The organism is Streptomyces sp. Y1 (assembly GCF_041053115.1).
GTDB classification, from domain to species: Bacteria; Actinomycetota; Actinomycetes; order Streptomycetales; family Streptomycetaceae; genus Kitasatospora; species Kitasatospora rubellomurina.
Window position 1 is genome coordinate 6,522,612 of the sequence record NZ_CP163445.1, and the last position, 21,676, is coordinate 6,544,287.

Here is a 21,676-nt window from a genome sequence, read left to right on the forward strand (position 1 = left end):
CGGGTCGGTGCGGGTCGGCGCGGGGCGGCGCTCAGGCCAGCGCCTCCAGGATCGTGGCGTTGGCCAGGCCGCCCGCCTCGCACATGGTCTGCAGCGCGTACCGCCCGCCGCGGCGGCGCAGTTCGTGGACCAGGGTGGTCATCAGCCGGGTGCCGCTGGCGCCCAGCGGGTGGCCGAGCGCGATCGCGCCGCCGTTGACGTTGAGCCGGGCCGGATCCGCGCCGGTCTCCTGGAGCCAGGCCAGGACGACGCTGGCGAAGGCCTCGTTCACCTCGAACAGGTCGATGTCCGAGAGCGACAGGCCCGCCCGCCGCAGCACCTTCTCGGTCGCGGGCAGCACGCCGGTGAGCATCATCAGCGGGTCCGAGCCGGTGACCGCGAAGGAGTGCAGCCGTGCCAGCGGGCGCAGCCCGAGCCGGGCGGCGGTCTCGCTGCTCGTGATCAGCACGGCCGAGGCGCCGTCGTTGATCGGGCTGCTGTTGCCGGCCGTCACCGACCAGTCGATCTGCGGGAAGCGCTCCGCGTAGGCCGGGTCGGTGAAGGACGGCCGCAGGCCGGCCAGCACCTCGGGCGTGGTGCCGGGGCGCACCGACTCGTCCATGGTCACCAGCCCGCCGGGGGTGCCCACGGGGACCAGCTCGTCCGCGAACCGGCCCTGCGCGTGGGCCCGCGCGGCCTTGGCGTGCGAACCGGTCGCGAACTCGTCCATCGCCTCCCGCGAGATCGACCACTTGGCGGCGATCAGCTCGGCGCTGACGCCCTGCGGGACGAGCCCGCCCGGGTACCGGGCCGCGATCTGTGCGCCGAACGGGTCGGCGCCCGGCGGCACGTTGGACCACATCGGCACCCGGCTCATCGACTCGACCCCGCAGGCCACCACCAGGTCGTACGCCCCGGCCATCACCCCCTGGGCGGCGAAGTGCACGGCCTGCTGGGAGGAGCCGCACTGCCGGTCGACGGTGGTCGCCGGGACGGACTCCGGCAGCCCGGCCGCCAGCCACGCGTACCGGGTGGTGTTCATCGCCTGCTCGGCGACCTGGTCGACGCAGCCGCCGATCACGTCGTCGACCAGGGCGGGGTCGATGCGGCTGCGGTCGACCAGGGCCCGCAGTGCGCGGCCGAGCAGTTCCACCGGGTGGACGGACGAGAGCGCGCCTCCCGGCTTGCCCTTGCCGACCGGTGTGCGGACGGCTTCGACGATCACGGCGTCGCGCATGGCGGGCCGCCTTTCCTGAGAGGGTGGTTGGAAAAGCAAACTCACTATAGGACTCGCGAGTTCGATAATCCAACCTTCTTGGGGGTGGTCGGGCTCGGAGAGGGCGCCGCCCTGCAATCCGTATACGAAGGGTCGGTGTCGCGTAGGCCACCGGCCTCGGCGCAGTGGGTGCGGCGACCCCGGCCGCCGCCTGCCCCTACGCCCCGAGCCCGTTCTGCAGGCGGCGCAGCAGGGTGGTTCCGGCCGCGTCGACCGGGCGGCGGGTGTTGGCGAGGACCACGACCCCGACCTGCTTGTCCGGGTCGAAGGCGACGAACGAGGCGAACCCGCCCGTCCCGCCGTTGTGCCAGATCTGCAGGTGTCCGCCCTGCTGGCTGTGCAGGCGGTGGCCGAGCCAGCCGAGGTGGGCCCACGCGAAGGGGTTGACGCGGTGCCGGGTCTCGCGGGTGAGCGCGACGGCCGCCGCCAGGGGGCCGTCCGGTGCGTGGCCGGCGGCCAGTTGGGCGCGGAGCAGCACGACGAGGTCGGCGGCGGTGGAGCGCAGTCCGCCCATGCCGGGCAGGGCGGCGAGGTCCCAGTAGGGCACCGGGCGCCCGCCCGGCGTGTGGCCGCGGGCGAGCCGTCCGGCCTGCTCCTCGTTCTCCCGCACGCAGGTGTCGGCCAGCCCCAGCGGTGCGCAGACCTCGCGGGCGACCAGGTCTCCGTACCCGGTGCCGGCCCGGTGGGCGAGGGCGAGACCGAGCAGTCCGGCGCCGAGGTTGGAGTAGCGGAAGGCGTGCCCGGGCTTGGCGCGCAGTCGGGTCCTGGCGAGCCCGGCCAGCACGTACTCGGTGGTGCAACGGGCGTACGGGTCGGGCCGGTTGGGGCCGATGAGGGCGCCGGCCGCGAGGCCCCGGGGCAGCCGGGGAGGCCGGAGGTGTGGGTGGCGAGCTGCCGGAGGGTGACGGGCCGTCCGTTCCTGGTCGGCACCGGGGTGGCCCCGCGCCCGGAGCCGGCCGGCAGGTCGGCGAGCGCCCCGGCGAGCACGTCGGCGAGCGGGTCGTCCAGCCCGACCGTGCCGTCCAGCGCGAGCCGCGCGAGGACCAGGGAGGTGAACACCTTGGTGACGGAGCCGATTTCGAACAGCGTGTCCGGGCCGGGCGCCGCGCCGTCCGGCCCGGTGCGCCCGGCGCCGCGGATCTCGACCTCCCCGCCGGCGAGCCCGGCGACGACCGCTCCGACGTGCCGGTCCGCGAGCCGGTCGGCGGTCTTCTGCACCAGGCGGAGGAGATCGTTCATACCGGCGAGCCTATGCACCCCACCAGCGAACTCGTCGTCCGGGTGCACGATTTCGGCCCATCGGGACGGCTCAGGCCCCGAGCGCGGCCCGCAGCCTGGCCGCGACCGCCGCCGCCTCGGCCTCGTCCGGGTACGGACGTCGTGGCCAGAAGAAGCCGCGCAGCCCGTCCTTGGGATTGCGCGGCACCACGTGGACGTGCAGGTGGGGCACCGACTGGCTGATCCGGTTGTTCGCTGCGACGAAGCTGCCCGCCGCGCCCAGCCCGTCCGCCGACTCCACCGCCGCCGCGACGCGCTGCACCGCCAGGAAGAACGGGCCCACCTCGGCGGCCGGCAGGTCGGCCAGGGTGCGGTGGTGGGCCCGCGGCACGACGAGGACGTGGCCCGGAACAGCGGTCGGCGGTCCAGGAAGGCGACCGCCGCCCCGTCGTCCAGCACCCGGTGGGCGGGTTCCCGGCCGGCCACCACCGCACAGAACACGCAGTCCATCCGTCCATTGAAGCCACCGCCGCCCGCTCCGGCACCTCCGCAAACCTCCCGCGCCCCGACGTCACCCGGACGTCACCCGGACGGCCCTCGGCCGGGTGCGTCCGCCCGGGGCCGGGCGCACGGTGCTGGCGGGGGAGGTACCCGAGCGCGCCGTCGAGCGGCGGCGCGGCCCCACCGAGGAGGTGGCCCGGATGGCGGGCAAGTTCGAGGTCTACGAGGACGCCGGCGGCAAGTTCCGGTTCCGGCTGAAGGCGGGCAACGGCGAGATCGTCGCCACCGGCCAGGGCTACTCCAGCAAGGAGGCCGCGCACAAGGGCGTCGACGCGGTCCAGCGGGCGGCCGTCGACGCCTCGGTGGTGGACCTGCCCAAGGCCGCGTGAGATCCGCTGTACCGGTGCGTCACTCGTACCGGTACAGCAGCGCCTCCCGCTCGGTCTGCTCGATCATCTCGATGGTCAGCGAGTCGTCCCGCAGGTGCGAGAGGGTGACCTCGGCGGAGCTCGGCTGGGCGTCCTTGGCGAGCCAGCGGTCCGGCTGCCACGCCGAGCCGCGCAGGAAGGCCTTCGGGCAGTGCGCGTACACCTCCTCGACGGCCACCACGATCGCGCTGCGCGGCGGCTTGCCCACGGCGGTGAGCTGCCGCAGCAGCTCCGGGTCGGCGGACACGCAGGCCCGGCCGTTGACCCGCAGCGTGGTGTCCCGGCCGGGGACGGTGAAGAGCAGCCCGACCCGGCCGTTCTCCAGGATGTTCCGCAGGGTGTCCAGGCGCTTGTTGCCGGTGGCGTCCGGTATCGCCAGGGTGTGGTCGTCGAGCACGGACACCAGGCCGGCCGGGCCGCCGCGCGGCGAGACGTCGCAGTTGCCGTCCGCGTCGGCGCTGGCCACGAACACCAGCGAGGAGCAGGCGATCAGCCGCTTCGCCACGTCGTGGAGCCGGTCCACCTGCTTGCGCCGCGCGTGGTCGCCGGGCTGCTCGTAGATCTCGCGCAGCTGCGCGGGGTCGGTGAGGGCGCCCGCGCTGAGGGCGGCGAACAGGTCGGCCGGGCGGCTCTGGGCGGCGGCTGACGGAACAGAGGATTCCGGTTCGATGGTCATGGCGGGAATGTACGGGATGCCGCCCCGCGTGCCCCAGGGCCCGCCCCGCCGTCCCGGCCGCGCACCCCGCCGTCCCGGGCGCCCGCCCGGCCGGCCGGGCCCGTCCGTCGCCCTCCGTGAAACCCTGGCCGAACCCCTCGCCACCAGCGGTTTTCCGCTGATAATGGGGCCAGGGACTCACCTGGGACCGCACGGAGGTGGTGGTCGTGATCATCAGGATCTGGGCCGGGCAGGTTGTCGCCGGCCGCCTGGAGGAGTTCTGCGCGCACCTGGCGGCCCAGGTGCTTCCGCAGCTCGGGCGGACGGACGGCTGCCTCGGCGGTGAGCTGCTGCGCTCGGTGACCGAGGACGGGCACCGGGTGCTCGTGCTGAGCCGCTGGCGCGACGAGGAGGCCCTGCGCGGGTACGCCGGGCCGATGTGGCGGATCCGGCCGGTCTGGTCGGAGGGCGAGCTGAGCTATCTCGCGCACCCCCCGGAGGTCACCCACTTCACGTCCGTCGCCACCCCCGTCACCCTCTGAGCCGCGGGCTGTCCGGCGCCCGGCGCGCGACCCACGGTCACGCGCCCCGCGCCCCGCCACCACGCGCCTCACACCGACAGCGGCACCGGATGGATCTCGTCCGCCGGGTGCCCGGTCCGGTCGTGGATCCGCTGCACCGCCTCCTTGGACGGCGCCTCGGAAAGGCAGTACACCGTGCCCGAGTCCGGGTCGGCCCAGGCCTGTTCGAACCGCACGCCCTCGTCGCCCTGGATCTCCAGGTCGGCCTGGTGGGCCTGCCGCAACTGCTCCGCCGTGATCCCGGCCATCCCGTGGTGGACGTCCATGAACTTCATGGTCCTCGCCTCCGTGCCTGCCGAAGCGTGCCTGCCGGGGCGCTGTCGGAGCCCGTGAGCGGGCCGCCGCCGACGCCCCTGCTACCAGCGTCACCCCCGGCGACCGGCTCCGCCATTCCCGCCCCGGCCGTGAAACAGGCCACAGCCGCGGCCCCTCCCTGCGCCCGCGCCGCGCGTGGCACAATGTTGCCAACAGCAGTGACGTTCAGCGCACTCCGGGGTCGGTGAAAATCCGAACCGGCGGTTACAGTCCGCGACCCGTCCGCAGCCAGCGGCCGGTTGACCAGGTGAAATTCCTGGACCGACGGTTAAAGTCCGGATGGGAGGCGTGCGCGGGCGGACGATGAGCAGTACCCGTGGTCCAGCTCCGAGAACAACGGGCGGCGAGCCTCGAAGCGAGAAGCTTCGAAGACCGGCGCACGAGGGATCGACGAGCGGCGGCCGCGGTCAGGTGAGCGGCGGGAGCGGGTCTCCCGGGCCGGGAGAGCGATCCCCCGGCGGCCTCGGCACCCCGGCGACGGGTCGTACCGGCGGCTTCGCGCACCGGTGCCCGTCCGTGTCATCTCCCTTCTGCCGCCCCGGAGTCCGCGCCCCAAGCGCGAGGAGACCCGGGTGTTCACCGGCATCATCGAAGAGCTCGGCGAGGTCGTGTCGATCGAGGAGATCGGCGACTCCTCGCGGATCCGCCTGCGCGGCCCGGTGGTCTGTACGGACGCGCGGCACGGCGACTCCATCGCGGTGAACGGCGTGTGCCTGACCGTGGTCGACACTCCCGACGAACTGGCCGCCGGCACCGGCGAGTTCAGCGCCGACGTGATGGCCGAGACGCTGCACCGCTCCAGCCTGGGCGAGCTGAAGCCAGGGTCCCGGGTGAACCTGGAGCGCGCCATGGCGCTCGGCGCCCGGCTCGGCGGCCACCTCGTGCAGGGCCATGTCGACGCCACCGGGCGGCTGCTCGCCCGCGAGCCCGGCGAGCGCGACGCGGCCGGCGAACTCCGTTGGGAGGTCCTGCGGTTCAGCCTCCCGGAGAGCATCTCCCGCTACCTGGTGGAGAAGGGCTCGATCACGGTCGACGGCGTCAGCCTGACCGTGGTGGAGGCCGCCCGGGACAGCTTCACCGTGAGCCTGATCCCGGCCACCCTCGCGCTGACCACGCTCGGCGCCAAGACGGTCGGCGAGAGCGTCAACCTGGAGGTGGACGTGCTCGCGAAGTACGTCGAGCGCCTGCTCGAGTCGCGCACCCTCCCCGCCCTGCCCGGCCTCCCGCCCCTGCCCGACGCGAACACCCCGGGGGAGACCAAGTGAACTGGCTCAGCGCGGAAGCCTTCACCGCCTTCGGCCAGCCGGTGAAGTGGGCCGACATGATCGGCAACCTGCTCGGCTTCGCCGGCCTCGCCCTCGGCTGGCGCCGCTCGGTGTGGAGCTGGCCGGTCCAGCTCCTGTCCGGCGCGGTGCTGATCGCCGCCTACCTCGGCGGGCACGTCCCGGGCCTGATCGGCAAGCAGCTGATCGTCATCGCCACCGCCGCCTGGGGCTGGTCGCAGTGGCGGCGCGGCCGCCGGGACACCGGCACGATCGCCGTCCGGTTCGCCGGCTGGTCCGAGCGGGCGGCCCTGGTCGGCGGCACCGCGGCCGGCACCGTCGCCCTGGGGCTGCTGTTCGAGGCCTACCCCAGCCTGTCCTGGAGCCCCTGGTCGGACGCCTACATCTTCGTCGGCACCCTGGCCGCGATGGTCGCCCAGGCGCGCGGCTGGCTGGAGTTCTGGTTCGCCTGGATCGCCGTCGACGTGGTCGGCGTCCCGCTCGCCTTCGACAGCGGCTACACCTTCTCCGGCCTGACCTACTCCGTCTACTTCGTCCTGGTGCTGCTCGGCCTGCGCTCCTGGTGGCTGAGCACCCGTGAGCCGCGAGTCACCTCCGCCAACGTCCCGCAGGGAGTCCCGGCATGACCGAGAACCAGACGTACGACAGCACCCCCGGCACGGAGGGGGAGGACCTCGTCCTCGACCCGGTCGAGCGGGCGATCGCCGACATCGCCCTCGGCCGCGCCGTGATCGTGGTCGACGACGAGGACCGCGAGAACGAGGGCGACATCGTCTTCGCCGCCGCCGCGGCCACCCCCGAGCTGATGGCCTTCACCATCCGCTACAGCTCCGGCGTGATCTGCGCCCCGATGACCGGGGAGGAGCTGGACCGGCTCAAGCTCCCGCCGATGACCCAGGTCAACGAGGACCGCAAGGGCACCGCCTACACCGTCTCGGTGGACGCCCGCGATGGCGTGGACACCGGCATCTCGGCCGCCGACCGCGCCCGCACCGTCCGGCTGCTGGCCTCGGCCGGCACCGAGCCCGGCGACCTCACCCGCCCCGGGCACGTCTTCCCGCTGCGCGCCGTCGAGGGCGGCGTGCTGGTCCGCCCCGGGCACACCGAGGCCGCCGTCGACCTGGCCCGGCTCGCCGGGCTCCCGCCGGCCGGCGCGATCGCCGAGGTGGTGAACGACGACGGCACCATGGCCCGGCTGCCCGAGCTGGTCGCCTTCGCCCGCGAGCACGGCCTGGCGGTCATCTCCATCGAGGACCTGATCGCCTACCGCCGGCGCACCGAGCTGCACGTGGACCGGGCCGCGACCACCTCGCTGCCCACCGCGCACGGCGACTTCACCGCGGTCGGCTACAGGGGCACCATCGACGGCGTCGAGCACCTCGCCCTGGTGGCCGGCGGCCTCGGCCCGGACGGGCGGCTGCCGGACGGCGAGGACGTCCTGGTGCGGGTCCACTCCGAGTGCCTGACCGGCGACGTCTTCGGCTCGCTGCGCTGCGACTGCGGCCCGCAGCTGGAGGCCTCGCTGAAGCGGGTCGCCGAGGCCGGCCGCGGCGTGGTGCTCTACCTGCGCGGCCACGAGGGCCGGGGGATCGGCCTGACCCACAAGCTGCGCGCCTACGAGCTGCAGGAGCAGGGGCGCGACACCGTCGACGCCAACCTGGACCTCGGACTGCCCGCCGACGCCCGCGACTACAGCATCGCCGGGCAGATGCTGGCGGACCTCGGCGTCCGCTCGCTCACCCTGCTGACCAACAACCCGCAGAAGCTCACCGCGCTGACCGACCACGGCCTCAAGGTCGAGGGGCGCGAGGCCGTGGCCACCACGCCCGGCGAGCACAACCTGCGCTACCTGCGCACCAAGCGCGACCGGATGGGCCACGACCTGCCCGGCCTCGGCTCCTGAAGCAGCCGAAGCGCCCGAAGCGCCCGAAGCACCCCAGCACCTCGACCGACAGACACAGGAAGCAGGAACCATGAGCGGCCACGGAGCCCCCGAGCTGACCATCGACCACGCCGCCGACCTCAAGGTCGCCGTCGTCGCCGCCCAGTGGCACGACACCGTGATGAACGGCCTGCTGGACGGCGCCCACCGCGCACTCAAGGAGCTCGGCGTCGCCGAGCCGACCGTGCTGCGCGTCCCCGGCACCTTCGAGCTGCCGGTCGCCGCCAAGCGCCTCGCCGAGCGCGGCTACGACGCCGTGATCGCCCTCGGCGTGGTGATCCGCGGCGGCACCCCGCACTTCGACTACGTCTGCCAGGCGGCCACCGCCGGCCTCACCCAGGTCAGCGTCGACACCGGCGTCCCGGTCGGCTTCGGCGTGCTGACCTGCGACAACGAGGAGCAGGCGCTGGACCGTGCGGGCCTGCCGGGCTCCGCCGAGGACAAGGGCCACGAGGCCGTCACCGCCGCCGTCGCCACCGCGGTCACCCTGCGCGACGTCCGCTGACCACCCGCGACCACCAGCGGCCACCCCGCGCACGCCTCCGGGCCGTGGACGTCCACCGGACCGTCCACGGTCCGGAACCGTTTACCGCCCGTCCGCCGGCACGCCGTAAGGTGAGTCCCATCATGGCTTCGAAGACATTCGAGGAGCTCTTCGCCGAGCTCCAGCAGAAGGCCGCCTCCGGCGACCCCGCGACCTCCCGTACCGCCCAGCTCGTCGAGCAGGGCGTCCATGCGATCGGCAAGAAGGTCGTCGAGGAGGCCGCCGAGGTCTGGATGGCCGCCGAGTTCCAGTCGGACGAGCAGACGGCGGAGGAGATCTCGCAGCTCCTCTACCACGTTCAGGTGATGATGATCGCCCGCGGGCTGACGCTCGACGACGTCTACAAGTACCTCTGAGCCCACCCCCCGCTCCACGTCCGAGCACACCCCTCCCCAACAGGTCCAACAGGTAAGGAAGCAACCTCCCATGCTGCGCATCGCCGTCCCCAACAAGGGTTCTCTCTCGGGTCCCGCGGCGGAGATGCTCCATGAGGCCGGCTACCGCCAGCGGAAGGACCCGAAGGAACTCGTCCTGGTCGACCCGAACAACGAGGTCGAGTTCTTCTTCCTGCGCCCGCGCGACATCGCCGTCTACGTCGGCTCCGGCCGCCTGGATGTCGGCATCACCGGCCGCGACCTGCTGCTCGACTCGCACTCCAACGCGGAGGAGGTGCTCGCCCTCGGCTTCGCCGGGTCGACCTTCCGCTTCGCCCGCCCCGAGGGCGTGGACGTGCAGGACGTCAAGGGCCTGGAGGGCCTGCGGATCGCCACCTCGTACACCGGCCTGGTCGAGCAGCACCTCGCCGACCACGGCGTGAAGGCGACCGTCACCAAGCTGGACGGCGCGGTCGAGACCGCGGTGCAGCTGGGCGTCGCCGACGTGATCGCCGACGTGGTGGAGACCGGCACCAGCCTGCGCAACGCCGGTCTGGAGGTGTTCGGCGACCCGATCCTGATCTCGGACGCCGTCGTGATCCGCCCCAAGGGCGCCGGCGAGGACGCGGGCGTCGACCAGTTCCTGCGCCGCCTGCAGGGCGTCCTGGTGGCCCGCCGCTACGTGCTGATGGACTACGACATCCGCGCCGAGAAGGTCGGCGCCGCCGTGGCGCTCACCCCCGGCCTGGAGTCGCCGACCGTCTCCCCGCTGCACACCGAGGGCTGGGTGGCCGTCCGCGCGATGGTGCTCCGCAAGGAGGCCCAGCGGATCATGGACGACCTGTGGAGCATCGGGGCCCGGGCCATCCTGGTCACCAACATCCACGCCTGCCGCCTCTGACCTGCTCGCGGGTCGGAGAGTAAAGAACGGTTCAATGGGGCGGGGACGCCGGCCGGCGTCCCCGCCCCAGCGCTGCCGAGACCAGAACCACCGGAGACCGAACGTGTCCACCCCGCCGCCCGTCGAGTACCCCGTCACCTGGGCGCCGCGCCGTACCCGCGCCGTGCTGCTGCCGGTCTGCGCGCTGCTGGTGGTGCTGTTCGCGGTGCTCGCCGTGCTGCTCCCGGCGAACTGGCAGCTCAACGACCGGATCATGATGACGGCCAGCGGCCTGCTGTTCGCCGGCGTCGGCCTGATGCTGGCCCGCCCCCGGGTGCGCGCCGACGCGGACGGCGTGACGGTGGTCAACTTCGTGCGCAGCCGCCGGCTGGCCTGGGCGGAGATCGTCCGGGTCAACTTCCGCCAGGGCGACCCGTGGGCCACCCTCGACCTCGCGGACGGCACCTCGCTCGCCGCGGTCGGCATCCAGTCCGGCGTCGGCAAGGACCAGGCGATCGCGAACGCCCGCGCGCTGCGTGACCTGGTCGAACACCACGCCGCCGGCTGACCCTCCCGGCCCGGTGGGCCGCCGGTCGGGGCCCCGAACACGTTTCCCGTCCCGGCCCCGTTATCGTCTACGCTGGTAAAAACAGGGCAAAGCCTTCCGTCGCCCTGCCCACCTTCGACCTGAGGAGTGACACACCCCCTCGATGGACGATCCGTCCGGTAGTACCTGCGCCGCCTCACTTCCGACCACCGGAAGGCGGGCGGCACTGTGATCACCGCCTGGCTGCTGTTGCTGGCGGCCCTCCTGCTGATCCTCGCCAACGGCCTGTTCGTCGCCGCCGAGTTCGCCTTCGTGACCGTCGAGCGCGGGGCCGTGGACCGCGCCGCCGAGGCGGGCGACGTCAAGGCCGGCCGGGTCTCCCGGGCCGTGCGGCACCTCTCCTTCGAACTCTCCGGCGCCCAACTGGGCATCACCGTCACCTCGCTGGTGGTCGGCATGCTCGCCGAGCCGGCGCTGTCCACGTTGCTGTCGCCCGTCATGTCGGGCCTCGGCGTGCCCGACTCGGCCGCCCGCGGCGTCGCCGTGGTCGTCGGCATGGTGGTGGCCACCGTCGTCCAGATGGTGATCGGCGAGCTGGTGCCGAAGAACTGGGCGATCTCCCGCCCGCTCCAGGTGGCCCGCGCGGTCGCCGCCCCGCACATGGCCTTCTCCTTCGTCTGCCGCCCGCTGATCAGCGCCCTGAACGGCGCCGCCGACCGTACGGTCCGGGCCTTCGGCATCGAGCCGCAGGAGGAGCTGGGGCACGCCCGCACCCCGGCCGAACTGGTCTCGCTGGCCCGCCACTCGGCGAAGGCCGGGGCGATAGACGAGGAATCGGCGACGCTGTTCGTCCGCACCCTGGGCCTGGGCGAGCTGACCGCCGAGTCCGTGATGACCCCGCGGATCGACGTCGCCGCGCTGCAGCGCCACGCCACCGCCTCGGACGTGATCAACCTGACCCGGGCCACCGGCCTGTCCCGCTTCCCGGTCTACGCCGACAGCCTGGACGAGGTCACCGGCATCGTCACGCTCAAGGACGCGCTCGCCGTCCCGGCCGCCCGGCGCGGCCTGGTCCGGGTGGCCGAACTGGCCGCGCCGCCGCTGCTGGTGCCCGAGACGCTGCCCGCCGAGCGGCTGCTGGAGCGGCTGCGCAAGCTCCAGCCGATGGCCATCGTGGTCGACGAGTACGGCGGCACCGCCGGCGTCGTCACCGTCGAGGACATCGTCGAGGAGATCGTCGGCGAGGTGCAGGACGAGCACGACCCGGACGACCACCCCGACCTGCTCCCGCTGCCCCCGGTGAACGGCCTGCCCGCCTGGGAGGCGGACGGCCGCACCCGGCTCGACCAGCTGGAGCGGATCGGCCTGAGCGCCCCGGACGGCCCGTACGAGACGCTGGCCGGCCTGGTCGCCGACCTGCTCGGCAAGCTCCCCGAGGTGGGCGAGCAGGCCGGGCTGCCCGGTTGGCGGTTCACCGTGACCGGTGTCGACCGGCACCGCACCAGCCAGGTCCGGGTGGAGCGCACCGCCGTGCCCTCCCCGTTCGGCGATGCCGGGAGGGACGCCCGATGACCGCGCTCCAACTGGCCGTCGCGCTGCTGCTCCTGCTCGGCAACGCCTTCTTCGTCGGCGCCGAGTTCGCCGTCGTCTCGGTCCGCCGCAGCCAGATCGAACCGCTCGCCGAGGCGGGCAACAAGCGCGCCCGCACCGTGCTGCACGCGCTGTCGAACGTCTCCGCGATGCTGGCCGCCGCCCAACTCGGCATCACCGTCTGCTCGCTGGGCCTCGGCGCGCTCGCCGAGCCGACCATCGCCGCGCTGCTGGAGGGGCCGTTCCACGCGATCGGCGTCCCGGCCGGCCTGATGCACCCGCTCTCGTACGGGATCTCGCTCGCCCTCGTGGTGTTCCTGCACATGGTGATGGGCGAGATGGTGCCGAAGAACATGGCCATGGCCGGCCCGGAGCGGGCCGCGCTGTGGCTCGGCCCGCCGCTGGACCGGCTGGCGCGCTGGCTCGCCCCGGTGATCCGGCTGCTGAACGCCTGCGCCAACGGCGTGCTGAAGCTGTTCCGGGTGGAGGCCAGGGACGAGGTCGAGTCGGTGTTCACCACCGAGCAGCTGCTGTACCTGCTGGCCGACTCCCGGGACGCCGGCCTGCTCGACGAGGACCGCCAGGAACGCCTGGAGGACGCCCTGGAGCTGGGCCACCGCCCGGTCACCGAGGTGCTGCTCAGGCCCGAGCAGCTGGTCACCGTGGACACCAAGGTGACCGCTGCCCAGGTCGAGGAACTGGCGCTGCGCACCGGCTTCTCGCGCTTCCCGGTCACCGACGGTGACCCGGCCGGCCAGGGCTACCTGGGCTACCTGCACCTCAAGGACATCCTCGACGTGGACGACCCGTCCGCGCCCGTCCCGGCCCGGCTGTGGCGGCCGATCACCGTGCTGCGCGGCAGCCTCCCGCTGGACGACGCGCTCGGCGCGATGCGCCGCGCCGCCTGCCACCTGGCCGCCGTGCTCGACCAGGACGGCCGCACGCTCGGCGTGGTCATGCTGGAGGACGTGTTGGAGGAGCTGGTCGGCGAGATGCACGACCCGGACCACCGGTCGACCTCCGGGTAGCCCCCCGGTTTCGCCGACGGCGATTCTGCCGACAGCAGGCAACGGTTCCCGTGCCGGCCATCCTCGGAGCAGGGTGGTCGGCATGAGACTTCTGCTGCTGGGTGGGACCGAGTTCGTCGGCCGGGCCGTCGCCGAGGCGGCGCTGGCCAGGGGCTGGGAGGTGACGGCCCTCAACCGCGGCACGCGGCCCGCCCCCGAGGGCGTGCGCGTGCTGCACGGGGACCGCACCGCCGAGGGCGGCCTCGCGGCGCTGGCCACGGGGGAGTGGGACGCGGTGGCGGACACCTGGTCCTGGGCCCCGGCGGCGGTGCGCGACAGCGCCCGGCTGCTCAACGGCCGGATCGGCCACTACGCGTACGTCTCCAGCCGCTCGGTGTACGACTACCCGCTGACCTCCGGGGCGGGCGAGGCGGCCGCCGTCGTCGACTCCTCGCCCGACCTGACCCGCGAGGTGCCGTACGCCGAGGCCAAGCGCGGCGCCGAACTGGCGCTGGAGGCGGAGTTCGGCGGCAGCGCGCTGCTGGCCCGCGCCGGGCTGATCCTCGGCCCGTACGAGGACATCGGCCGGCTGCCCTGGTGGCTGAACCGGATCGCCCGCGGCGGCCCGGTGCTCGCCCCCGGCCCGCGCGACCTGCCGCTGCAGTACATCGACGTCCGCGACCTCGCGGGCTGGCTGCTGGACGCGGTCGCCGCGCGCCTGGCCGGCCCGTACAACGTGGTCAGCCCGTCCGGCCACGCCACCATGGGCGAGCTGCTGGACGCCTGCGTACGGGCCGCCGGCCCGGCCGCCGAGCTGCGCTGGACCGACCCGGAGAAGATCCTGGCGGCGGGCGTCGCGCCGTGGACGGAGCTGCCGATCTGGCTGGCGCCCGGCGAGCTGTACGACTTCCTGCACACCGGCTCGGTCGAGCGCGCGCTCGCCGCCGGGCTGCGCTGCCGGCCGGTCGCCGAGACGGTCGAGGACACCTGGGCCTGGCTGCGCTCGATCGGCGGCGAGGCCCCGCAGCGGGCCGACCGGCCGCCTGTCGGGCTCGACCCGGAGCGGGAGGCGGAGCTGCTGAAGTAGCCTCGACGGCCGGGGAGTTGGTCAGGTGCGGCCGTCGATCAGCTCCCCGTACGCCTGCACCAGGTCCGGCAGCCGCAGCGTCGCCAGGTCCTCCCGGCCCGGCGGCTCGCGCAGCAGCGAGAGCCGCAGGTCCCGGTAGGCGCAGGACTTCTCGTACAGGGTGCGGATGAACCGGCCGTTGCCCAGCTCGTCGATCCAGCCCTCGCGGACCACGTGGGTGCAGATGCTGGCCAGCTCCTCGGCCGCGTCCTCGTCCCAGCCGTCGCCGTCCCGGCCGGCCAGCGCCGCGCCGATGGCGGTCAGCTCGTTCGGGCGGTAGCTCGGGAAGTCCACCCGGGTGGTGAAGCGGGAGTTGAGGCCGGGGTTGGTGGCCAGCAGCCGGTTCATGCCCTCGGGGTAGCCGGCCAGGATCACCACCAGCCGGTCCCGGTTGTCCTCGGCGCGCTTGAGCAGCACCTGCAGCGCCTCGTCGCCGTACGCGTCGCCCTTGGTGTAGCCGGAGTTGGAGAGGCTGTACGCCTCGTCGATGAACAGCACGCCGTCCATCGCCGAGTCGATCAGTTCGTTCGCCTTCACCGCCGTCTGGCCGAGGAACTCGCCGACCAGGTCGGCCCGTTGGGCCTCCACCAGGTGGTCGCCGGAGAGCAGGCCGAGGGCGTGGAAGACCCGGCCGAGGATGCGGGCCACGGTGGTCTTGCCGGTGCCGGACGGCCCGGAGAAGACGAAGTGCCGCTTCGGCGGCTGGACCGGCAGGCCCTGCTCGGCGCGCAGCCGGGACATCCGCAACTGGGCGGACAGTGCCCGCACTTGGCGCTTGACCGGCTCCAGGCCCACCATCAGCGAGAGTTCGGCCAGGGCGGCGTCCAACTCCCGGTCGTCACCCGCCGGTTGGGCGGACGGCCCGGGGGCGGAGCGGAGCTGCGCGGCGCCGCGGACGGGCAGCGGCCCGGCGGGGCCGGCCGGGCCCGCGGCGGGGCCCGAGCCGGAGCGCTCCCCGGCGGCCTGCGGCGCGGCGGCGCCGGCGGCGTCGACGGCCGTCCCGTCCGCCCCGGCGGGCTCCGGCGCGCCGTTCGGCAGCACGTTGTTCGGCTGGGCCGCGTTCGATTGGGCCGCGTTCGGCTGGGTGCCGTTGGGCTGCGGGGCCGGCTCCGGGAACCCGTAGCCCAGCAGGGCCTCGTCCGGGAAGCCCAGGTCCGGGTACGCCCCGTCCGGGCAGGCCGGGTCCTGGTAGCCGGCCGGCTCCGGCCCGCAGTCCTCGGCGCCGCCCGGGCGCCCGCCGGCCGGCAGCCGGTCCGTCAGCCCGTCCGCCAGCCCGTCCTCGGCGGCGATCGCCGCCAGCCGCGCCTCGGTGTCCATGAACGCCGGGTCGGCCCGGTGCACCGCCCGGTACAGCGGCAGCGCCGCCGCGCTGCGCCCGGCGCCCTCGTAGGCGCGCGCCAGCCAGTACCGCAGCTCCTTGCGCTGCGGCTGCTCGGAGCGGCAGCGGGCCAGCGAGGCGGCCAGCGGGGCCTGCGCCTGGGCGCACATGTCGAGGCGGACCCGGGCCATGCCGGCGAACAGCCCGGCCTCGATGCCGAGCATCGGGTCGTCCAGCAGCCGGTCGGTGTCCCGGATCAGCTGCTCCCAGTCCTTGAGCAGGTAGGAGCGGCAGGCGTGCAGGAACTGCACGGACGGGTCCTCGCCGGGCGGCGGGCACTGCTCCAACGCGCGGTCCAGCTCGGCCAGGTGGCGGCCGTCCAGCCAGTGCGAGGCGTGCGCGAGCGCGAGGTCGCGGGTGGTCTCCAGCACGGGCTGCACCCACCAGCCCAGCCAGTACCAGGAGCTGAGCGGGCGTCGGTGCAGCTGCCGCTGCTCGCCGAACCGCTTCTGGTTGCGGTACATGGCCAGCAGCGCGGCGGAGGTGTCGCTGCGCAGGGCGTGCAGGCCGAGCCAGGCGTCGGCCATCCCGGGGTCGAGTCTGACGGCGGAGCGGAACTCCTCCTCGGCGCGGGTGTAGGCGCCGGCCGTGTAGGCGTCCATGGCACGCTGCCAGGCGCGGTCGGCGAGCCGGTCCGGGCCGCCCGCCGTGCTGTCGGAACTGTCCACCGTCGTCACTCACGCCCCCCGCCGTGTGGCCCGGGGCCCCGGCCCTGGGGGTCGGCTGCGCGCCGCCGGGCCGGTGGTCGTGGTGCCCCCGGGGCGCATCCGCGCCTGTCAGGAATCGTACCGGCGCGGGGCTGATCCGGAAGGGTGTCGAACAGGGTCAAATGCGATCGCGCCAGCGGCCGTTGAGCGGGCGGGCGGCGGGCCGGGCGGTGCGGGGGGCGAGTTTCGGAAGGGCGGGGGACGGCGCCCCCGACTCACGGGGGAACAAGCCGGGGGCGCCGGGTCCGCAGCGGCCGGAATCTCGCGTTCCGGCGGCTGAGGAGAACCTAGATCCTGGCAACGCCGCAGGTCAAGAGCTTGTTGAAGTTTCACCCAGGGTGCTCGGCAAGATCCGCCCGGTCACCCCGTCGACCCTGGTCGCCGCGTACGGGCGGCTCGGGTCCGCGGCGAAATGCGCCGATTCGGCCCGTGCCCAGCCCGCCCAGAACTCGGCCAGTTCCGGCCCGTCCCGCAGCTCCCCGCGCCGCCGGGCGGCCGCCGCGTCCAGCTCCATCCAGATCACCCGGGCCAGCCGCGGCCGCACCGCCCGCCGCCCCGCGCCGACCCCCTCCACGAGCACCACCGGGGCGGCCGGCACCGCGGCCGAGCCGGCGAAGCGGCGCAGCGTCCAGTCGTACACCCGGTACGCCGTGTCCCGCCCGGCCGCCAGCGGCTCCAGCACCTGGGTGCGCAGCCGGTCGGTCCACTCGAAGGGCTCGCTGTGGGTCGCCAGGTCGTCGAGGTGGACCACCGGGGCGCCGCCGAGCGCCGCCGCCAGCCGGGCGGCGAAGGTGGTCTTGCCGGATCCGGCGTGCCCGTCCACCGCCACCAGCCGCACCGGCCCGCAGGAGGGCGGCAGCGCGCGCAGCTCGGCCGCGAGCGCGCCCAGCTCGTCGGCGGGCGCGGTCGAGGGCGTCGAAGGGGTGGAAAAGGGTCCGGAAGCAGCCACATCGGCAACCCTACGGTGCCGTATCCCGCCACTGCGGACAGTTGATCCGTGCTGGTCGTGACGGCAGCCCGGGTTTCCGGCATACTCGCCTTCGCCACGCCTGTGAACGGCCGTTCACCGCAACCCGGTGACGGTCGGGCCGACCTGCCACACCCGCGCCGGACCACGCCGACACCGAGGCGCGGCGCCCGATCGAGGAGGCGACCGCCGCCATGACCCCCTCCCCTGTGAAAGCCGTGGAGCGCCAGCTGCCGACCGAGGAGGCCCGCGAGCTGCTGAGCCTCACCCGGGAGCTGGTCCAGCGCGAGCTGCAGCCCCGCGCGGCGGAGGACGAGGCCGCCGGCCGCTTCCCCCGGGAGGTCTTCCGCACCCTCGGTGAGGCCGGCCTGCTGTCCCTGCCGTACGACGAGAAGTACGGCGGCGGCGAGCAGCCCTACGAGGTGTACCTGCAGGTCCTGGAGGAGCTCGCGGCCGGCTGGCTCGCGATCGGCCTCGGCGTCAGCGTGCACACCCTCTCCTGCCACGCGCTGGCCACCTTCGGCACCGAGGAGCAGCGCGAGAAGTGGCTGCCCGGGATGCTCTCCGGCGAGCAGCTCGGCGCCTACTGCCTCTCCGAGCCGCAGTCCGGTTCGGACGCGGCCGCGCTGCGCACCCGCGCCGAGCTCGACGGCGACGCGTACGTGGTGAACGGCACCAAGGCGTGGATCACCCACGGCGGGCAGGCCGACTTCTACAGCGCCCTGGTGCGCACCGGCGTCGACGGGCCGAAGGGCATCAGCTGCCTGCTCGTGCCCGGGGTCACCGAGGGGCTGTCGGCCGCGCAGCCGGAGCACAAGATGGGCATGCGCTCCTCGCCGACCGCGCAGCTGAACTTCGACGGCGCCCGGATCTCCCGCGAGCGGCTGATCGGCGAGGAGGGCCAGGGCTTCCAGATCGCGCTCGGCGCGCTGGACTCGGGCCGCCTCGGCATCGCCGCGTGCGCGATCGGCGTCGCCCAGGCCGCGCTCGACCTCGCCGTCGACTACGCCGCCACCCGGCGCCAGTTCGGCCGGGCGATCGGCGACTTCCAGGGCCTGTCGTTCATGCTCGCCGACATGGCGACGCAGATCGAGGCCGGGCGCGCGCTGTACCTGTCCGCCGCCCGCCTGCGGGACGCCGGCCGGCCGTTCTCCAAGGAGGCGGCGATGGCCAAGCTGTTCTGCACCGACACGGTGATGCGGGTGACCACCGACGCCGTCCAGGTGCTCGGCGGCTACGGCTACACGCAGGACTTCCCGGCCGAGCGCTACATGCGCGAGGCGAAGGTGCTGCAGATCGTCGAGGGCACCAACCAGATCCAGCGCCTGGTCATCGGTCGCCACCTCGCCAAGGGCGCCAAGGGCTGACCGCTCCCCGTACGGCCTCCGGCCGCCACTCCAGGGTGCGGAGTGGCGGCCGGAGGCTTCTCTGGCAGTGCGTCAAGTCGCCCGCGCGGGGCGGGAGTCAGCGCCGGACGAGACGGCGGCGCTGCTCCGGGATGGCCGCCAGCTGCGGTCGCGCGGGAGCGGGCTGGGCGGCGGCGCGCACCGGCCGGTGCAGCACCGCGTGGGAGAACGGCTGGGTGCGCCAGTCGAGTTGGCTCGGGAGCTTGAACAGCCCGGCCAGCCCGCTCTGTTCGGCGTCCGCCGGGGCCTCGACCTCGGCCAGGTCGTCCGTGGGCGTGCCCGAGCCCGGGCAGATCGCCGGGGCGAACGGGTTCCACGCGGTCGGGAGCAGCGCGTGCTGCGGCAGCCGCTCCTCGTCCGCCACCAGGGCGATCGGGCGCCGGCACTCGGGGCAGTTGACCCGGAAGATGTCCCAGGTCTCGGCCTCGCCGGGGTCGGTGCCGGGCGTGTGCTCGGCCGCGAGGCCATCGCGGCCGGTCATATCGTCGGTCTCGTCGGCGCCCAGCGCGCGCTGGTCAGTAGCAGGCATGAGGATCCCCCTAGGATCGGGCCCGGCGTTGTCATCCAGGGCCACAACCAGCACTTCCCTGCGACTCGGACTCATAACCCTGCGGCCCGGCGCACCGTGATGCACCAGGTGTGTCCTTCGCCACACCGGCCGCCCCGCCGGCTGCCATGGTCGCCCGGCATGTGCCCCGGCACCTGCGGCGGCACCGGGTGCCACCGCGTGCGCCCCCCCGTGCGCCGGAGCCGGTAGGTTGGCCGCTGTGGAGGATCTCGACCAACGCATCGTCCAGCTGCTCCTTGAGGACGGCCGGATGAGCTACACGGACCTGGGCAAGGCCACCGGCCTGTCCACCTCGGCGGTGCACCAGCGGGTGCGCCGCCTCGAACAGCGCGGGGTGATCCGCGGCTACACCGCGATCATCGACCCGGACGCCGTCGACCTGGCGCTGACCGCGTTCATCTCGGTCAAGCCCTTCGACCCCAGCGCCCCGGACGACACCCCGGAACGGCTGGCCGGCCTGCCCGAGATCGAGGCCTGCCACAGCGTCGCCGGCGACGAGAACTACATCCTCAAGGTCCGCGTCGGCGCCCCCGGCGACCTGGAGGACCTGCTCGCCCGCATCCGCAGCGCCGCCGGGGTCTCCACCCGCACCACCGTCGTCCTCTCCACCCCGTACGAGGCGCGACCCCCGAAGCTCTGACCCGGCATCCGGGCCCAGGGCTCTGGCCTGGCATCCAGGCCCCAGGGCTCTGACCTGGCATCCGAGGGGTGCAGACTTAGCCGCATGACCGAACGCACCTCCCGGACCGTCCTGCTGCGCGGCGGCGCCGTCTACAGCCCCGCCGACCCCTTCGCCACCGCGATGCTCGTCGAGGGCGAGCACGTCGCCTGGGTCGGCAGCGACGGCGCCGCCGAGGCGTACGCCGCGACCGCGGACGAGATCGTCGAGCTGGACGGCGCCCTGGTCACCCCCGCCTTCGTCGACGCCCACGTGCACGCCACCGCCACCGGGCTGGCGCTCACCGGCCTCGACCTCACCGGCAGCCCCTCGCTGGCCGCCGCGCTGGCCGCCGTCACCGCCTTCGTCGACGGCCAGGACGAGCCCGGCGGCGTGCTGATCGGCCACGGCTGGGACGAGTCCGGCTGGCCCGAGGGCCGCCCGCCCACGCTCGCCGAACTCGACGCCGCCGCCCGCGGCGCGGCCCTCTACCTCTCCCGCACCGATGTGCACTCCGCGGTCGCCACCAGCGCGCTGCGCTCCCTCACCGAGGGCCTGCCCGAGCGCGCCGGCTTCGACCCCGAGGGCCCGCTCACCAAGGACGCCCACCACGCCGTCCGGCAGACCGCGCTCGCCCGCCTCACCCCCGAGCAGCGCCGCCGCGCCCAGCGCGCCGCGCTGGCCCGCGCCGCCGAACTCGGCATCGGCGCCGTTCACGAGTGCGCCGGCCCGGAGATCTCCTCGGAGGCGGACCTGACCGCCCTGCTGGCCCTCGCCGCCGAGGGCGACGTCCCTGAAGTCTTCGGCTACTGGGGCGAGTTGGGCGGCGTCGAGACCGCCCGCCGGCTCGGCGCGACGGGCGCCGGCGGGGACCTCTTCGTCGACGGCGCGCTCGGCTCGCGCACCGCCTGCCTGCACACCCCGTACGCCGACGCCGCGCACACCGGCACCGCCTACCTGACCGCCGAGCAGGTCGCCGACCACGTCGCCGCCTGCACCGAGGCCGGGCTGCAGGCCGGCTTCCACGCCATCGGCGACGCGGCCGTCGCGGCCGTCATCGAGGGCGTCCGGGCGGCCGGCGAGCGGGTCGGCGCCGCCCGGGTCCGGGCGCTGCGCCACCGCGTCGAGCACGCCGAGGCACTGGACGACGCGTCCATCGCCGCCTTCGCCGAGCTGGGCCTGACCGCCTCCGTCCAGCCCGCCTTCGACGCCGCCTGGGGCGGCCCGGACGGCATGTACGTGCGGCGCCTGGGCGCCGAGCGGGCCGCCGCCCTCAACCCGTACGCGGCGCTGCTGCGGGCCGGCGTCCCGCTGGCCTTCGGCTCGGACGCCCCGGTCACCCCGCTCGACCCGTGGGGCACCGTCCGCGCCGCCGCCTTCCACCGGACCCTGGACCACCGGATCTCGGTCCGCGCCGCCTTCACCGCGCACACCCGCGGCGGCTGGCGCGCGATCGGCCGCGACCAGGACGGCGTCCTGGTGCCGGGCGCGGTCGCCAGCTACGCGATCTGGGCCGCCGACGACCTGGTCGTCCAGGCCCCCGACTCCCGGGTCGCCGGCTGGTCCACCGACCCGCGCTCCGGCACCCCCGGCCTGCCGGACCTCACCCCGGGCCGCGACCTGCCGGTCTGCCTGCGCACCGTGGTCCGCGGCCGCACGGTGCACCAGCGCTGAACCGGATGGAGGCGGCGGGCACCGGACCGTAGGTTGAACTGGCATGACTGCGCTGGTCCCCGCCGACTTCAC

The 21,676-nt window shown here is 74.4% G+C and carries 22 protein-coding genes, 2 pseudogenes and 1 riboswitch; of the genes and pseudogenes, 15 read left to right on the plus strand and 9 right to left on the minus strand.

Features of this window, described 5'->3' with window-relative positions; translation table 11 throughout:
- Window positions 1–31: 31 nt before the first annotated feature.
- The 4 genes and pseudogenes from AB2U05_RS28635 to AB2U05_RS28650 all read right to left on the minus strand — a co-directional run bounded on the left by AB2U05_RS28635 (window position 32) and on the right by AB2U05_RS28650 (window position 2,983).
- Window positions 32–1,216 (minus strand): acetyl-CoA C-acyltransferase, encoded by a 1,185-nt coding sequence (locus tag AB2U05_RS28635; protein ID WP_369186008.1) that lies wholly within the window; start codon window positions 1,214–1,216, stop codon window positions 32–34.
- Window positions 1,217–1,412: 196 nt separating this feature from the next.
- Complete coding sequence (locus AB2U05_RS28640) at window positions 1,413–2,117, minus strand: serine hydrolase domain-containing protein (RefSeq protein ID WP_369186009.1); 705 nt, start codon at window positions 2,115–2,117, stop codon at window positions 1,413–1,415.
- Window positions 2,117–2,494 (minus strand): annotated as a pseudogene (locus AB2U05_RS28645) (serine hydrolase); the annotation flags it as partial. The pseudogene AB2U05_RS28645 and the gene AB2U05_RS28640, both read right to left, overlap by 1 nt.
- A 70-nt stretch (window positions 2,495–2,564) precedes the next feature.
- A pseudogene (locus AB2U05_RS28650) lies at window positions 2,565–2,983 on the minus strand (HIT family protein).
- A 95-nt stretch (window positions 2,984–3,078) separates the two neighbouring features.
- Here AB2U05_RS28650 and AB2U05_RS28655 point away from each other — a divergent pair.
- Window positions 3,079–3,363 (plus strand): YegP family protein, encoded by a 285-nt coding sequence (locus AB2U05_RS28655; RefSeq protein WP_369184641.1) that lies wholly within the window; start codon window positions 3,079–3,081, stop codon window positions 3,361–3,363.
- Window positions 3,364–3,382: 19 nt separating this feature from the next.
- Here AB2U05_RS28655 and AB2U05_RS28660 read toward each other — a convergent pair whose 3' ends face one another.
- The gene (locus tag AB2U05_RS28660) at window positions 3,383–4,078 is read right to left on the minus strand and encodes an MSMEG_1061 family FMN-dependent PPOX-type flavoprotein (RefSeq protein WP_369184642.1); all 696 of its coding nucleotides are present in this window, start codon (window positions 4,076–4,078) and stop codon (window positions 3,383–3,385) included.
- Between the two features lie 206 nt (window positions 4,079–4,284).
- On the opposite strand from AB2U05_RS28660, the gene AB2U05_RS28665 reads away from it, so the two are divergent.
- The gene (locus tag AB2U05_RS28665; RefSeq protein ID WP_157882041.1) at window positions 4,285–4,599 is read left to right on the plus strand and encodes an antibiotic biosynthesis monooxygenase; all 315 of its coding nucleotides are present in this window, start codon (window positions 4,285–4,287) and stop codon (window positions 4,597–4,599) included.
- A 68-nt stretch (window positions 4,600–4,667) separates the two neighbouring features.
- Here AB2U05_RS28665 and AB2U05_RS28670 read toward each other — a convergent pair whose 3' ends face one another.
- On the minus strand, window positions 4,668–4,913 hold the full coding sequence (locus AB2U05_RS28670) for an SCO4226 family nickel-binding protein (protein WP_045694632.1): 246 nt from the start codon (window positions 4,911–4,913) through the stop codon (window positions 4,668–4,670).
- A gap of 207 nt (window positions 4,914–5,120) precedes the next feature.
- Window positions 5,121–5,248: riboswitch (FMN riboswitch) on the plus strand.
- A gap of 277 nt (window positions 5,249–5,525) precedes the next feature.
- On the opposite strand from AB2U05_RS28670, the gene AB2U05_RS28675 reads away from it, so the two are divergent.
- The 10 genes from AB2U05_RS28675 (at window position 5,526) to AB2U05_RS28720 (ending at window position 14,207) form a co-directional block, all read left to right on the plus strand.
- On the plus strand, window positions 5,526–6,218 hold the full coding sequence (locus tag AB2U05_RS28675) for a riboflavin synthase (RefSeq protein ID WP_045709701.1): 693 nt from the start codon (window positions 5,526–5,528) through the stop codon (window positions 6,216–6,218).
- A gap of 56 nt (window positions 6,219–6,274) precedes the next feature.
- Entirely contained in the window at window positions 6,275–6,862 is a 588-nt protein-coding gene (locus AB2U05_RS28680; RefSeq protein WP_078859781.1) for a nicotinamide mononucleotide transporter family protein, read from the plus strand.
- Complete coding sequence (locus AB2U05_RS28685; RefSeq protein ID WP_369184643.1) at window positions 6,859–8,139, plus strand: bifunctional 3,4-dihydroxy-2-butanone-4-phosphate synthase/GTP cyclohydrolase II; 1,281 nt, start codon at window positions 6,859–6,861, stop codon at window positions 8,137–8,139. The genes AB2U05_RS28680 and AB2U05_RS28685 overlap by 4 nt, the downstream gene beginning before the upstream one ends.
- Before the next feature lie 70 nt (window positions 8,140–8,209).
- Window positions 8,210–8,683: a 6,7-dimethyl-8-ribityllumazine synthase gene (ribH, locus tag AB2U05_RS28690; protein WP_045694637.1), complete on the plus strand. Its 474-nt coding sequence runs from the start codon at window positions 8,210–8,212 to the stop codon at window positions 8,681–8,683.
- A 122-nt stretch (window positions 8,684–8,805) separates the two neighbouring features.
- A complete protein-coding gene (locus AB2U05_RS28695; protein WP_045694641.1) occupies window positions 8,806–9,078 on the plus strand; it encodes a phosphoribosyl-ATP diphosphatase in 273 nt (90 codons plus the stop codon).
- 70 nt (window positions 9,079–9,148) lie between these two features.
- Window positions 9,149–9,997: an ATP phosphoribosyltransferase gene (gene hisG, locus AB2U05_RS28700; RefSeq protein ID WP_045694644.1), complete on the plus strand. Its 849-nt coding sequence runs from the start codon at window positions 9,149–9,151 to the stop codon at window positions 9,995–9,997.
- Between the two features lie 103 nt (window positions 9,998–10,100).
- On the plus strand, window positions 10,101–10,544 hold the full coding sequence (locus tag AB2U05_RS28705) for a PH domain-containing protein (RefSeq protein ID WP_045694646.1): 444 nt from the start codon (window positions 10,101–10,103) through the stop codon (window positions 10,542–10,544).
- 207 nt (window positions 10,545–10,751) lie between these two features.
- Window positions 10,752–12,095, plus strand: a complete 1,344-nt coding sequence (locus AB2U05_RS28710; RefSeq protein WP_107072922.1) for a hemolysin family protein — start codon at window positions 10,752–10,754, stop codon at window positions 12,093–12,095.
- Complete coding sequence (locus AB2U05_RS28715) at window positions 12,092–13,141, plus strand: hemolysin family protein (protein ID WP_045694648.1); 1,050 nt, start codon at window positions 12,092–12,094, stop codon at window positions 13,139–13,141. Before AB2U05_RS28710 ends, AB2U05_RS28715 begins: the two co-directional genes overlap by 4 nt.
- Window positions 13,142–13,223: 82 nt before the next feature.
- Entirely contained in the window at window positions 13,224–14,207 is a 984-nt protein-coding gene (locus tag AB2U05_RS28720; protein WP_369184644.1) for an NAD-dependent epimerase/dehydratase family protein, read from the plus strand.
- A 21-nt stretch (window positions 14,208–14,228) separates the two neighbouring features.
- Here the strand turns inward: AB2U05_RS28720 and AB2U05_RS28725 are convergent, their stop codons facing one another.
- Together AB2U05_RS28725 and AB2U05_RS28730 are read right to left on the minus strand one after the other, a co-directional pair.
- Window positions 14,229–16,226 carry an AAA family ATPase gene (locus tag AB2U05_RS28725; protein ID WP_369186010.1) on the minus strand — a complete coding sequence of 666 codons (1,998 nt, stop codon included), beginning with the start codon at window positions 16,224–16,226 and terminating at the stop codon, window positions 14,229–14,231.
- Between the two features lie 415 nt (window positions 16,227–16,641).
- On the minus strand, window positions 16,642–17,220 hold the full coding sequence (locus AB2U05_RS28730) for a uridine kinase (RefSeq protein WP_045694729.1): 579 nt from the start codon (window positions 17,218–17,220) through the stop codon (window positions 16,642–16,644).
- Between the two features lie 272 nt (window positions 17,221–17,492).
- Here AB2U05_RS28730 and AB2U05_RS28735 point away from each other — a divergent pair, with 272 nt between their 5' ends.
- The gene (locus AB2U05_RS28735; RefSeq protein WP_045709705.1) at window positions 17,493–18,665 is read left to right on the plus strand and encodes an acyl-CoA dehydrogenase family protein; all 1,173 of its coding nucleotides are present in this window, start codon (window positions 17,493–17,495) and stop codon (window positions 18,663–18,665) included.
- Between the two features lie 97 nt (window positions 18,666–18,762).
- On the opposite strand, the gene AB2U05_RS28740 is transcribed toward AB2U05_RS28735, so the two are convergent.
- Window positions 18,763–19,233 (minus strand): hypothetical protein, encoded by a 471-nt coding sequence (locus tag AB2U05_RS28740; RefSeq protein WP_157882042.1) that lies wholly within the window; start codon window positions 19,231–19,233, stop codon window positions 18,763–18,765.
- A gap of 238 nt (window positions 19,234–19,471) precedes the next feature.
- On the opposite strand from AB2U05_RS28740, the gene AB2U05_RS28745 reads away from it, so the two are divergent.
- Both AB2U05_RS28745 and AB2U05_RS28750 read left to right on the plus strand, forming a co-directional pair.
- On the plus strand, window positions 19,472–19,912 hold the full coding sequence (locus AB2U05_RS28745; protein WP_045694655.1) for an Lrp/AsnC family transcriptional regulator: 441 nt from the start codon (window positions 19,472–19,474) through the stop codon (window positions 19,910–19,912).
- 84 nt (window positions 19,913–19,996) lie between these two features.
- Window positions 19,997–21,604, plus strand: coding sequence for an amidohydrolase (locus tag AB2U05_RS28750; protein ID WP_369184645.1), 1,608 nt, complete (start codon window positions 19,997–19,999; stop codon window positions 21,602–21,604).
- Window positions 21,605–21,676: the final 72 nt, after the last annotated feature.

Coding starts and splice junctions, on each gene's coding strand:
- AB2U05_RS28635 (WP_369186008.1), bottom strand. CDS start 1,216: ATGCGCGACGCCGTGATCGTCGAAGCCGTCCGCACACCGGTCGGCAAG.
- AB2U05_RS28660 (WP_369184642.1), bottom strand. CDS start 4,078: ATGACCATCGAACCGGAATCCTCTGTTCCGTCAGCCGCCGCCCAGAGC.
- AB2U05_RS28670 (WP_045694632.1), bottom strand. CDS start 4,913: ATGAAGTTCATGGACGTCCACCACGGGATGGCCGGGATCACGGCGGAG.
- AB2U05_RS28680 (WP_078859781.1), top strand. CDS start 6,275: ATGATCGGCAACCTGCTCGGCTTCGCCGGCCTCGCCCTCGGCTGGCGC.
- AB2U05_RS28685 (WP_369184643.1), top strand. CDS start 6,859: ATGACCGAGAACCAGACGTACGACAGCACCCCCGGCACGGAGGGGGAG.
- ribH (WP_045694637.1), top strand. CDS start 8,210: ATGAGCGGCCACGGAGCCCCCGAGCTGACCATCGACCACGCCGCCGAC.
- AB2U05_RS28695 (WP_045694641.1), top strand. CDS start 8,806: ATGGCTTCGAAGACATTCGAGGAGCTCTTCGCCGAGCTCCAGCAGAAG.
- hisG (WP_045694644.1), top strand. CDS start 9,149: ATGCTGCGCATCGCCGTCCCCAACAAGGGTTCTCTCTCGGGTCCCGCG.
- AB2U05_RS28715 (WP_045694648.1), top strand. CDS start 12,092: ATGACCGCGCTCCAACTGGCCGTCGCGCTGCTGCTCCTGCTCGGCAAC.
- AB2U05_RS28720 (WP_369184644.1), top strand. CDS start 13,224: ATGAGACTTCTGCTGCTGGGTGGGACCGAGTTCGTCGGCCGGGCCGTC.
- AB2U05_RS28725 (WP_369186010.1), bottom strand. CDS start 16,226: ATGGACGCCTACACGGCCGGCGCCTACACCCGCGCCGAGGAGGAGTTC.
- AB2U05_RS28735 (WP_045709705.1), top strand. CDS start 17,493: ATGACCCCCTCCCCTGTGAAAGCCGTGGAGCGCCAGCTGCCGACCGAG.
- AB2U05_RS28740 (WP_157882042.1), bottom strand. CDS start 19,233: ATGCCTGCTACTGACCAGCGCGCGCTGGGCGCCGACGAGACCGACGAT.
- AB2U05_RS28750 (WP_369184645.1), top strand. CDS start 19,997: ATGACCGAACGCACCTCCCGGACCGTCCTGCTGCGCGGCGGCGCCGTC.